The following is a 12,465-nucleotide window of genomic DNA, read 5'->3' as shown; positions in this document are numbered from 1 at the left end:
CGCGGAGAATCCTGAACGATAAGGGAGCGATCATAGGGCCTGCTTCCCGGCGCGCATATGAACGCAGAGCGCGGTTTGAGGCGGAAAGATGGCGCCACGCCAACGATCCCGGGATGAGAAGTCGCGGAACCGGGATTCAGCGCCTCGCGTCGAGCCCCCAGCAGGCCGCATCCGGCCGGAACGGCCTTGGCGACAAGCCCAGCAGCGCCTGCAGAGCACCGTTGTCGGCGATCAGATCGCCTTCCAGGCGGCTCAGCGGACCGCGCAGCCGCGGCAACGCATGGCGGCCCAGCCGCAACAGCCAGGCAGGCAACGGTACCGGCACGGTCGCCACCGGAAGGCTGCGGCGCACGCGCGCGAACATCTCGCCTGCGCGCAGCCGCTCGCCGCCGCCCAGCGGAATCACCTTGCCCGCCGCCTCCGGTGCGTCCAGCGCCGCCAGCACGGCCTGCGCGATGTCGTCGGCATGCACCGGCTGGCGCATGCCGCTTCCGGCGGGCAGCGGAAAGACCCGTGTCCGCATCGCACGGCGCGCGATCGGAGTGAGGCTTTTGTCCAGGCCCGCGCCATAAACCAGGGTGGGCCGGAAGACCGTCCACGCATAACCGCGTTGCGCGCAGACCTCGGCCAGGGCGGCCTCGGCATCGCGCAGCTGCCTGGCCAAGGCGCGTTCCGCCGGCACCTCGGACTCGCGCTTGCTCTCCGCGCTCATGGAACTGGTGGCGATCACCCGCGGCGCGTCGATCGGCGCCGTGCGCAGCCAGTCGGCCATGCCCAGCAAGGGGCCAAAGCTGACGATCGCCGAAAACGCGCCTGTTGCCGGCACCGCGTCCGGCAAGTCGCCGCAAAGCCAGGTCGCCTCCGCGCTTTCGCGCGGGCGCCGGCTGACCGCGACGACCTCCGCGCCGCGCTCGCGCAGGCGAGGCAACAGAAAATGACCGATCTGGCTGCTGGCGCCGAAGACGAGTACGCGCACGGACCGCCTCAGCCGCCTGCCTGCAGGCGAGCCGCGATGCTGGAGACCCGCGGATTCGCCGGCGCCAGCTTGCGCGCGTGGTCGAGCGCCTGCGCGGCGCCCGGTCGATCGCCGCCGGACAAGCGTTCCTCGGCCTGGTCCATCCAGGCGTTCGCCAGTCGCTGGCGCAGTTCGGCTTGTCCCGCTTCGCCGGGCGCGAGATCGCCCAGATCAGAAAGACGTTCGCCGGCCTGCTGCAGATTGCCGTTGGCCAGGGCCTGGTTGAACTGCTGCACCACCAGCGCCGGCAGCTTCTGCAGGCCATGACGGGCCGCTTCATTGTTGCCGTCGATGGCCAGCGCTTGCCGGTACAAGTCGTAGGCGCTCTCGCCCGGCGGCAACATGACATTGCCGCGCCGCGCGGCGCCCTCGGCCTGACGCACCAGGCGGGCCAGTTCCGCGCTTTGCTGCGGCGTCAGCGCGGCGTGCATGTCGGCCTGCGGCGGTTCGCCGGCTGCCGTCACGGCGCCGGCGGAGCGAGCCGCGTCGGACAGGTGCGCACGGGCCGCGGCCAGTTCAGCGGACTTCGGCGCCAGCTCGGCCGCCTGGTCGAGCAGGCGCGACGCCTGCGCGCTGTCGCCACTGTCCAGCGCCGCATTCGCCTGCACCACCAGCGCCTGCGCCACCTGGCCCAGGCCCGCTTTGGCCTGCGCATTGTCCGGATCGAGCGTCAGCGCCTGCTTGAAATGCGCCAGCGCGGTGTCGCTGCCTTCGCCGGTGATGCGGCCGGCGCGCAGCGCCGCCTGGCCCTGGCGGATTGCCTCCGAGAGCTGACCGTCGTCTTCCTTCTGGTCCTGCACCAGGGCGGCGCGCAGCGAAGGCAGCTCGCCATAGTTGGGCAGCAGCGCGGCGAGGCGGTCGACGCTGGCGCTGGCAGCCTCGCGATTGCCCTCTTCCACGGCTTTGCGCACCTGCGCGGCGAGCGCATCACCCACCTTGTCCAGTCCATGCGCCGCTACCGCGTTGCCGGGTTCGGCGGCGAGGATGCGCTTATAAAGCGCCCCGGCTTCCTCCGGCTTGCCGTCCGCCATCGCCTGCTGCGCCTGGTCGACCAGTGTCCCGGCCTGGAACGTGGCCCCGCGCGCCTTGGCGATGGACTGCGCCAGACGGTCCACGTCGCTGCCCCCGCCGAGCAGCTCGCGTGCCGCATTCATGGCCTGCTCGGCTTCATCCAGCTTGCCGGCGGCGAGCGCGGCATCCGCCTTGCCCACCTCGGCCAAGCCGACCTTGCGCAGACCGTCGCGCGCGCGGTCGTTGTCGGGTTCAAGCGCGCGCGCCGCCTCGAACAGTTCGCGCGCGCTGGTGCCGTCGTTGCCATCCAGGCGGCCATCGCGCAACGCCTGCTCGGCGCGGCCGAGCACGTCGTTGAGTTCCGTGGTGGGCAGCAGGCCGCGCAGGCGATCCTGCTGCTGCCAGAACGTCACGCCCAGCCCGATCGCGACCAGCAGCAGCACCGGCCAAAGCCAGCCGCGCCGGGAAGGACGCGCATGCCCGCCGGTACCGGCGGATGGCGCCGACCGGCGCTGCCCGGCATCCAGGGTGACCCGGGGAAGGCCGTCGTCGGCCTTCGGCCGGGGCGAGTCGTCCAGGTGATCGAGATCGCCCAGGGTGGGTTCCGTGCGCCCCTGCGGATCGTGTTCGTGCTGGTCTTTGCGTCCGTTCATGGTCCACGCATCGGAGTTGACCGCGCGAGCTTAGCACTGCGCCATGACGTTGCTATCTGCCGCAAAGGCTTGCCGTCAGCCGCCGCGAACGCGCCGCGCGTCCACCACGTTCGGCAGTACCGCCAGGCGCCCAAGCAGGGTGGACAGCTGCTCGAAGTCGCGCACGCGCAGCGTGAAGCGCATCTCCACTTCGCCGGTACGCACGAATACCCGACTGGACGAGGCGATGATGTGCGTCCCCGAGTTGCTGATCACGCTGGTAACGTCTTTCTGCAAGCCCTTGCGATCGTAGCCACGCAGCTCGACGTCCACCTCGTACGCCTGCGCCGACGCCTTGCCCCACTCCACCTCGATCACCCGATCCGGGTCGCGCTTGGCCAGCCGCGCCAGGCTGGCGCAATCGGTGCGATGCACCGACACGCCGCGGCCGCGCGTGACGAAGCCGCGTACCGGATCGCCCGGCAATGGCTGGCAGCACCGCGCCAGCGTGGTGAGCAGGTTGCCCACGCCCTCGATGCTCAATGCCGTGTGATCGAGCGTGTGGTGGCGAGAGGCCACCGGCAACGACGATTGGGTCGTCTCCGCGGGTGGCGGCGCCTCCGCTTCCTGCAACGCGCGCGCGATCTGGCCTGGCGAGATCTCGCCGAGGGCCAGCGCGACCAATACGTCATCCATCTGCTTCAGATGGAAATGCGCAGGCAACTTGGTCAGATCCGGCGATGACAAGGCCAGGCGCTTCAACTCGCGCTCGAACATGGCACGCCCCGCCGCGAGATTGGCGTCGTGCGCACTGCGTCGGAACCAGGCGCGCACCTTCTCCCGCGCACGCGCCGTGTGCAGATAGCCATGATGCGCGGACAGCCAGTCGCGGCTCGGCTCGGCGACTTTCGCGGTGAGGATTTCCACGCGGTCGCCGCTGTGCGGCTGATAGGTCAGCGGCACGATGCGCCCGTTCACCTTGGCGCCGCGGCAACGGTGGCCCACTTCCGTATGCACGTGATAGGCGAAATCCAGCACGGTGGCGCCGCGCGGCATGTCCACCACTTCGCCACGCGGCGTGAGCACATAGACGCGGTCTTCCATCAGCTCGGTGTGGAGTTCCGCGGCGAGGTCGCCCTCGCTTTCCGCCTTGGGCTCGAGCAGGCGGCGCATCCAGGCGATCTTCGCCTCGAATTCGCTGTCGGCGCCGCCGCCTTCCTTGTAGCGCCAGTGCGCGGCCACGCCCAGCTCGTTGACGCGGTGCATCTCGTGCGTGCGGATCTGCACTTCCAGCGTCTTGCCGCGCGGGCCGATCACCGCCGTATGCAGCGAGCGATAGTCGTTGCCCTTCGGGCGCGCGATGTAATCGTCGAACTCGCCCGGCAGGTGCGGCCACAGCGTATGCACCACGCCGAGCGCCGCATAGCAGTCGGCGATGCTGTCGACCAGCACGCGGATCGCGCGGATGTCGTACAGGTCGGAGAACTCCAGCGACTTGCGCTGCATCTTCTTCCAGATGGAATAGATGTGCTTGGGCCGGCCGGCCAGGTCGGCGCGGATGCCGGCGGCATCGAGCGCGCGACGCAGCACATCCAGCGATTCGCCGATGAAGGCTTCGCGATCGGTGCGGCGCTCGTCCAGCAGCTTGGCGATACGGCGGTAGGTTTCCGGCTGCAGATAGCGGAAGGCCAGATCTTCCAGCTCCCACTTCAACTGCCAGATACCGAGGCGGTTGGCCAGCGGCGCGTGAATGTCGCGGGTCAGGCGCGCCAGTTCCATGCGCTCGGCCTCCGGCAGCGCGCTGGCCGCGCGCATGCGCGCCAGTTGCCGCGCCAGCAGCACGAACACGACGCGCAGATCGCGGATGATCGCCAGCAGCAGGCGGCGCAGTCCTTCCGAACCGCTCTGCGCGGACTGCTGCGCATGCAGCGCCCATACCTTCTCCGCCGCCAGCTGCCCCTGTACCAGCCGCTGCAGGTCCGGCGGCAATGTCGATTCGCGCTCGGCCCAGAACGACGGGTCGATCCGCGCCAGCTCGAACCACAGGGCCGAGGCCTGGGTCTGCGCATCGCAGCCGAGCATGCCCAGCAACTCGAGCACATCCGCGCACTCGGCCGCGTGCACGTCACGCGTGGCGCACGCCTCCAGCGCCTGCGCGAAGGCAGGCGGCAGGGTATCGACGCGTTCGCGCCACGGGGCCAGGCTGGACGATGCGGAGGAGGCGGCTTGGACCACTCTGAACATCCTTTGGGAACGTCGCCATTCTAGTACCTGGCGGCCGGCTCTCCGCCGCTCAGCCCAAGGCTTCCAGCGCCCGCGCCAGCCGCTTGGCCGAGACCGGCTCGGCCGTCTTCAGCTCCTGCGCGAACAGCGATACGCGCCACTCCTCGATCAGCCAGCGCAGCTCGGCCAGCTCGGCGGCATCGGCGCCGCCGGCGCGATGCTTGAGGTACTCGCGCCAGTACGGCAGCACCTGCAGCATGCGCTGCTGGTCCTTGGCCGGGTCCTGGCGCAGGCGCTCGGCACGCAGGCGCATCGCCTTGAGGTAGCGCGGCAGGTGCGCGAGCCGCGCGGTCGGCAGTTCGCGCAGGAAGCCAGGCTCCAGCAAATTCGGCAGCTGCTCGCGCAGGTCGTCGTAGCTGGCGCGCGCGAAACCGATCAGGGGTGGCTCCAGCCACGGTTTCATGTCGGCCTGTGCCTCGATGATCGGTTCGGCCAGCTTCAGCCGCTCCACCGCCGCGCCGAACAGGTCACGCGAGAACTGCGTGCGCAGCGCCTCGAACGTGCCGGCCGTGCGTACGTCCAGCGCATGGCGCGCCAGCAGATCGTCGAAGCCGCCCTCCACCAGGTCTTCGCGCAGGCTGTCCACGCTGCCCAGCGGCGCGTACTTCAGCGCCAGCGGATTGGCGATCGGCAGGCGGCGGCGCGCCTGCTTCATGTCGCTGGCCAGCGCGTTGCGCAGCAGGCGCACCACGCCACCGCGATGCGCCTCGCGCGCTTCGTCGCCGCGCTCGAACACGCGCAGCGCGACCGCGTCGCCCAGATCGACCAGCGCGGGGAACGCCATCAGGCCGCCTTCGGAGCGCACCTGCGCGGGGATGTCTTCGAAATCCCAGCTGGTCACATCCTCGCGGGTCAGTTCCAGGTCGGTCTTGCGCGAGAACGCCTCACGCGCCTGCCCTTCCCATTGCCCGCGCAGGGCGCCCAGGTCGCGGCCCGTGGCCAGCGTGCGGCCCTTTTCGTCATGCAGGCGGAAGCGCATGTGGAAATGCGCCGGCAGCGCGGCGGCGTCGAATTCCGTCGCCGCGATGTCGACGCCGGTGGTGCGCTTGAGAAACCCCGCCAGCGCCCGCGCCAACGGCTCATCGCGCGGCGCCTCGGCCTCGACGAAAGCGCGCGCGAAATCCGGCGCTGGCACGAAATTGCGCCGCAGCGCCTTGGGCAGGCCACGGATCAGTTCCGCCACCTTGTCGCCCACCAGGCCAGGCACCAGCCACTCGCAGCGCGCCGCGGGCAATGCGTTGAGCATCGCCAGCGGCAAATGCAGCGTGACACCGTCAGCCTCATCGCCAGGCACGAAGCGGTATTCCAGCCGGTAGCGTTGCGGCCCCGTGTCCAGCGAAGCCGGGAACGCCTTCGGGTCCAGTCCCGCGCCGCCGACCATCACGTCGTCCAGCGACCAGCGCAGCGCCGCCTGCTCGGCCGGCCGCGCGCGGCCGTACCAGGCATCCAGCGCGCGGCTGCTGGCGATGTCCTGCGGCAGCTTGCCTTCGAAGAAACCGGCCAGCTCGTCTTCGTGCCGGATCAGGCCTTCGCGGCGCTGCTTGGCCTCGATGCCGCGCGCGTCTTCCAGCACGCGCTGGTTGGCGCGCACGAAATCCGCCCGCGCATCGATGTCGCCGCGGGCCAGCGCCTCGCGCACGAAGATCTCGTGCGCGAGCGCAGGATCCTGCTGCTGGAACGTCACCGGCCGGCGCTCGACCAGGGTGAGGCCGAACAGGCTCACCTGCTCGTAAGCCACCACGGTGCCACGCTTGCGCGACCAATGCGCATCGCGGCAGCTGGCCTTCAGCAAATGCGCCGCCTGCTGCTCTACCCATGCCGGCTCCACGCGGGCGCACATCATGCCCCACACCTTGCCGCCGACGTCGAGGATTTGCGCGGCGAAGATCCAGTTCGGCGGTACCTTCGCCAGCGCCGAGCCTGGGAAGACCTGGAAGCGGCGTTCGCGGGTGCCGCGGTAGAGGCCTTTTTCGTCCTTGTGGCCGACCTGGGTGGGAAGACCGGCCAGGAGGCTGCGATGAACGGCCTCATACAAGCGCTGCTCGTCACCCTCACTCCCCTCGGCGTTATGAGGTCGGGGCTCGCGGAAAGGTTTGTTCGGAGCGCCTTTTCTGGCCTGGGGCACCGGCTGGCTCTTTCGCGCCCGCGGCACCTCGCCACGACCGTCTCCCTTGGGAGAAGAGAGCGATAGCGACGCAGGGTTCCACCCCAGCTCCTCGGCGACGAGCAACAACTGCCGATGCAGCTCCCGCCATTCGCGCATCCGCATGAAGCTGAGGAAATGCCGCGCGCACCAGTCGCGCAACTTGGATTGCGTCAGTTCCTGATGCGCCTCGTCGTACGCGTGCCACAGATTCAGCACACCGGCGAAATCCGACTTCGGGTCGGCGAACTGCGCATGCGCCGCGTCGGCCTGCTGGCGCGCGTCGGCCGGGCGTTCGCGCGGATCCTGGATGCTCAGGAAGGCAACCAGCAGCAGCAGCTCGCGCAGACTGCCCAGCTGCTGCGCTTCGACCAGCATGCGCGCCAGCTGCACGTCGATCGGCAGCCTGGCCAGCGTGCGGCCGATGGCCGTCAGCTTGCGCTGGTCGTCGATCGCCGAAATTTCGGCCAGACGGCGATAGCCGTCGGCGACGACGCGCGGATCCGGCGCTTCCAGGAACGGAAAATCGTCCACTTCGCCCAGCTGCAGCGACAGCATGCGCAGGATGACGTTGGCCAGCGAAGAACGCAGCAGTTCCGGGTCGGTATAGGCGGCGCGGCTGGCATAGTCGGCCTCGTCGTAGAGGCGGTAGCAGATACCCGGGCCCACGCGGCCGCAGCGCCCCTTGCGCTGGTCGGCCGCGGCACGCGAGATCGGCTCCACGTGCAGGCGCTCGAGCTGGCTGCGCTGGCTGTAGCGCTTCACGCGGGCCTGGCCGGAGTCGATCACATAGCGGATGCGCGGCACGGTCAGTGAGGTTTCGGCCACATTGGTCGCCAGCACCACACGGCGCTTCGGACCCGGCTTGAACACGCGATCCTGGTCGCCAGCGGAGAGGCGCGCGTACAGCGGCAGGATCTCGGTCTCGCGGTATTGCCGCCGCGACAGCAGCAGATGCGCGTCGCGGATCTCGCGCTCGCCCGGCAGGAACACCAGCACGTCGCCGCGCGGATCGGCATGGGTGATTTCGTCCAGCACCGCGCCGATGTGCTCGGCGCTGCCCTGCTGCATGTCGCGGCCAGCGCGGCGCTCGCCCAGTTCGTCGAGCGAGCGCCAGCGCACTTCCACCGGATATGTGCGCCCTTCCACCGACACCACCGGCGCACCGCCGAAATGCTCGGCGAAGCGTTCGGTGTCGATGGTGGCGGAGGTGACGATGATCTTCAGGTCCGGCCGCTTCGCCGCCAGGCGCCGGAGGTAGCCGAGCAGGAAGTCGATGTTGAGGCTGCGCTCGTGCGCCTCGTCGATGATCAGCGTGTCATAAGCCGACAGCCAAGGATCGCCCTGCGTCTCGGCCAGCAGAATGCCGTCGGTCATGAACTTGACCAGGCTGCGCTCGGAGACCTGGTCGGTGAAGCGCACCTGGAAACCGACCTGGTCGCCGAGCTGGGTGCCCAATTCCTCGGCGACGCGGCGCGCCACCGAGCGCGCGGCCAGCCGGCGCGGCTGGGTGCAGCCGATCATGCCGGCTTCGCCACGGCCGGCGGCCAGGCACAGCTTGGGCAGCTGGGTGGTCTTGCCCGACCCCGTCTCGCCGGCGATCACCACCACCTGGTGCTCGCGGATCAGCTTGATGATGTCGTCGGCGCGCGCCGTGATCGGCAGCGATTCGTCCAGCCGGATCGCCGGCTTGGCCTCGGCGCGGGCGCGGCGTTTCGCCGCGGAGCGCTCGATGTCGGCCGCCAGCGCCGTCAGCCGGGTTTCGTCGGCGCGGCGTGAAAGACCGCGCCAGCGCCCCAGCAGGCGGCCGAAATCGCGGCTGGAAACCCCGTCCAGCGCCTTGCGCAACGCGCGCAGGCGTGTGTCGGGCGAAGGACCGGGTACGGTGGGGGAGGCAGGTGTATCGCTCATCGGACCGCACATGATAACGGCTGGCGCGCCATAGCTCGCGGCTATCGGCGGCATCGGAAGGATTCATTTCTTCGCTACGCACCCGGCGGCTAAGCTCGATCTCCAGGTTTTCCGCAAAGACATCCGGAAGGAGGAGCCCCATGGCCATCGACATCGGCATCGCCAAGAAGGACCGCGAAGAGGTCGCCAAGCATCTGTCCAAGCTGCTCGCCGACACCTATTCCCTTTACCTGAAGACCCACAGCTTCCACTGGAACGTCACCGGCCCGCAGTTCAACAGCCTGCACGCCATGTTCGAGACCCAGTACAACGAGCTGTGGCTGGCCGCGGACGAGGTGGCCGAGCGCATCCGCACCCTGGATGTGTTCGCCCCCGGCTCCTACAGCCAGTTCGGCAAGCTCACCACCATCAAGGAAGAATCCGGCGTGCCGGATTGGAAGGAGATGGTCTCCCAGCTGGTCGAGGGCCACGAAATCGCCGCCCACACCGCCCGGCAGGCCATCAAGGTGGCCGACCAGGCCGGCGACGAAGGCACGGCCGACATGGTCACCGGCCGCCTGAAGGAGCACGAGAAGACCGCCTGGATGCTGCGCTCCTTGCTCAAGTGATGATCCCGGGGCGAGGGGCGCTCCCCTCGCCTTCCCCCTGACCTCGCGCTGACCACCTGGGGCAAGCCTTTATTGAGCCGGCCGCCCCGGCTCGGTAAGCTCCCGGGGCTTTAGCGCCTCGTGTGAGAGGCAACCACGGGGATCGTTCTTGAGCGCCACCGCGTCAGCCACCCGCCACAGCCGGCATCCACTACTTGCAGCCATCGTGCTCGCGCTGATCGTGGCGGCCATGAATATCGGCCTGTGGTGGTGGAGCAACCTTCCCCACGGTCCCGAAGACTGGAAAGGCCCGATCGGCGGCTTTGCCCTGTCCGCCTTCCAGCGCTACCAGAATCCGTTGAAGAACGATTTCCCCAGCGACGAGGAAATCGAAGGCGATCTGAAGCTGCTCAGTCGCTACACCTCGCGCGTGCGCACCTATTCCACCCTGCAGAATCCCCAGGTCTTTCGCCTGGCCGAGCACGAGGGGCTGGATGTGCTGGCCGGCGCGTGGATGGACCGCCGCCTGGACAACAACGAGCTGGAGCTGGAAGCGCTGATCGCCCAGGCGCGCCGCTATCCCAATTCGATCACCCGCGTGATCGTGGGCAACGAGGTGCTGTTCCGCGGCGACCTCACGCCTGAGCAGCTCATGGCCTACGCCGATCGCGTGCGTGCGGCGATCAAGCAGCCGGTGTCGATCGCCGAGCCCTGGCACATCTGGGCCCGATATCCGGAGCTGGCCGAGCATGTGGACTTCATCACCGTCCACCTGTTTCCGTACTGGAACGGCATCCCGCGCGCCGATGCGGTCAAGGACGCAGAGGACAGCTATAAAGCCTTGCAGCAGCTGTTCCCCAACAAGCACATCGTGATCGGCGAAATCGGCTGGCCGTCCAACGGCGACCGCTTCAAGTACGCCCAGCCCTCCGTCTCCGACGAAGCAATCTTCCTGCGCACCTGGTTCAACCAGGCCAAGAAGGACAACATCGACTATTACGTGATGGAAGCCTTCGACCAGCCCTGGAAGGAAAAGCTGGCCGGCCGCACTGAGGCTTACTGGGGCATGTTCAATGCCGACCGCCAGCCCAAGTTCCCGTTCACCGGCCCGGTGACCGAGGACACCGGCTGGCCGTGGAAGGCGCTGGCCGCCAGCCTGCTGGCACTGCTGCCGATGGTCTGGTTCGGGCGCCGCTTCGCGCGCTTCAAGCTGACCGGGCGGTTCTTCTTCGCCGCGCTGATCCAGCTGGCCTGCGGCCTGGTGGTGTGGTCGGCCACCCTGCCCTTCAATTTCTACCTGAGCTGGATCGACTGGACCATGCTGGTCCTGCTGTTCCCGGCGCAGATCGCCATCCTGGCCATCCTGCTGATCAACGGCTTCGAGTTCACCGAAGTGCTGTGGCGCCGCTCGTGGGTACGCCACGCCGGCATGCTGCGCCCCGATCCGCCGGCGAAGCAGCCGTTCGTGTCGATCCACCTGGCCTGCTACAACGAGCCGCCGGAGATGGTGATCGTCACCCTCGATTCGCTGGCCGAGCTGGACTACGAGAACTACGAAGTCCTGGTGATCGACAACAACACCAAGGATCCGGCGATCTGGAAGCCGGTGCAGGAGTACTGCGAAAAACTCGGCAGCCGCTTCCGCTTCTTCCATCTGGAGCCGTGGCCCGGCTTCAAGGCGGGCGCGCTGAACTTCGGCCTCAAGGAAACCGATCCGCAAGCCGACGTCGTGGCGGTGATCGATGCCGACTACGTGGTGCGCCAGGACTGGCTCGCCACGCTCACCGGCCATTTCCACGATCCGAAGGTGGCGGTGGTGCAGTGCCCGCAGGCGCATCGCGACTTCGAGCACAACCGCTTCCGCCGCATGACCGCGTGGGAATACGACGGCTTCTTCCGCATCGGCATGCACCACCGCAACGAGCGCAACGCGATCATCCAGCACGGCACCATGACGATGGTGCGCCGCTCGGCCTTGGAAGGCACCGGCGGCTGGTCCGAGTGGACCATCTGCGAAGACGCGGAGCTGGGCCTGCGCCTGATGCACGCCGGTTACGAGCTGGTCTACGTCGACGAACTGATGGGCAAGGGCCTCACCCCGGCGGACTTCAAGGCCTACAAGAGCCAGCGCTACCGCTGGGCCTTCGGCGCCATGCAGATCCTCAAGGGTCGCTGGGACTGGATGACCAAGAAGGGTCCGCTCTCCGCCGGCCAGCGCTTCCACTTCCTCACCGGCTGGTTCAGCTGGTTCGCCGATGCGCTGCACCTGATCTTCACCCTGATGGCGATCTTCTGGACCGCCGGCATGGTGGCCGCGCCGAAGCTGTTCACCCTGCCAATGCAGTTGTTCCTGATCCCGGTGATCGGCTTCTTCTTCGCCAAGGCGATCTTCGGCATCGTGCTGTACCGCGCCCGCGTGCCCTGCGGCTGGTACGACACGCTGATGGCGTCGCTGGCCAGCATGGGTCTGTCGCATGCGATCGCGCGCGGCATCCTGCACGGCCTGACCCGCGAAAAGACCTCCTTCGTGGTGACCGCCAAGAGCCGCCGCCTCGGCGGCAGCAACTTCGCCGCGTTCGCGCCGGTGCGCGAGGAAATGCTGATGGCGATCGCCCTGCTGCTGTGCGTGGTCGGCATGGGCAAGGCCTACGGCACGTACTACGTGGAAAGCACGCTGTGGATGTTCATCCTCGCCGCGCAGTCCATTCCCTACGTATCGGCCGTCGTCGGCGCCTGGATCGCGCACAAGGCCGGCGACAAGGCCGGCTGATCGTCACGGGAGAGCCTGCGTGAGGCTCTCCCGCAACGCTTCGTTTCAATCCGAGAAACCCGCCCTGTCCATTTGCGGTCAAGCTTCCACCTATTAAGCTGCGTGCTGGCGAC

The 12,465-nt window shown here is 68.4% G+C and carries 6 protein-coding genes; 2 read left to right on the top strand and 4 right to left on the bottom strand.

Translation table 11 applies throughout. The features are described from left to right. Nucleotides 1-136: 136 nt before the first annotated feature. The 4 genes from ACNR9O_RS02165 to hrpA form a co-directional block, all read right to left on the bottom strand. Entirely contained in the window at nucleotides 137-976 is an 840-nt protein-coding gene (locus ACNR9O_RS02165; RefSeq protein WP_473683347.1) for an SDR family oxidoreductase, read from the bottom strand. 8 nt (nucleotides 977-984) lie between these two features. Beyond that, nucleotides 985-2,679: a hypothetical protein gene (locus tag ACNR9O_RS02160; RefSeq protein WP_473683350.1), complete on the bottom strand. Its 1,695-nt coding sequence runs from the start codon at nucleotides 2,677-2,679 to the stop codon at nucleotides 985-987. A 75-nt stretch (nucleotides 2,680-2,754) separates the two neighbouring features. Then, a complete protein-coding gene (locus ACNR9O_RS02155; protein WP_473700697.1) occupies nucleotides 2,755-4,902 on the bottom strand; it encodes a RelA/SpoT family protein in 2,148 nt (715 codons plus the stop codon). A 49-nt stretch (nucleotides 4,903-4,951) separates the two neighbouring features. Then, a complete protein-coding gene (gene hrpA / locus ACNR9O_RS02150) occupies nucleotides 4,952-8,995 on the bottom strand; it encodes an ATP-dependent RNA helicase HrpA (RefSeq protein WP_473683354.1) in 4,044 nt (1,347 codons plus the stop codon). Between the two features lie 140 nt (nucleotides 8,996-9,135). Here hrpA and ACNR9O_RS02145 point away from each other — a divergent pair, with 140 nt between their 5' ends. Next, nucleotides 9,136-9,603: a Dps family protein gene (locus tag ACNR9O_RS02145; RefSeq protein WP_473683356.1), complete on the top strand. Its 468-nt coding sequence runs from the start codon at nucleotides 9,136-9,138 to the stop codon at nucleotides 9,601-9,603. A 148-nt stretch (nucleotides 9,604-9,751) separates the two neighbouring features. After that, the gene (locus ACNR9O_RS02140; protein ID WP_473683358.1) at nucleotides 9,752-12,352 is read left to right on the top strand and encodes a glycosyltransferase family 2 protein; all 2,601 of its coding nucleotides are present in this window, start codon (nucleotides 9,752-9,754) and stop codon (nucleotides 12,350-12,352) included. Nucleotides 12,353-12,465: the final 113 nt, after the last annotated feature.

The sequence above is a fragment of the Dyella sp. CR10 genome, from assembly GCF_055814425.1.
Note: the sequence above shows the minus strand (reverse complement) of the source record. Positions and strands in the feature narration are given on the sequence as shown.

Excerpts from the sequence above, each read along its gene's own strand:
- ACNR9O_RS02145 (WP_473683356.1), top strand. The coding sequence starts at position 9,136 with ATGGCCATCGACATCGGCATCGCCAAGAAGGACCGCGAAGAGGTCGCC.
- ACNR9O_RS02160 (WP_473683350.1), bottom strand. The coding sequence starts at position 2,679 with ATGAACGGACGCAAAGACCAGCACGAACACGATCCGCAGGGGCGCACG.
- ACNR9O_RS02155 (WP_473700697.1), bottom strand. The coding sequence starts at position 4,902 with ATGTTCAGAGTGGTCCAAGCCGCCTCCTCCGCATCGTCCAGCCTGGCC.
- hrpA (WP_473683354.1), bottom strand. The coding sequence starts at position 8,995 with ATGAGCGATACACCTGCCTCCCCCACCGTACCCGGTCCTTCGCCCGAC.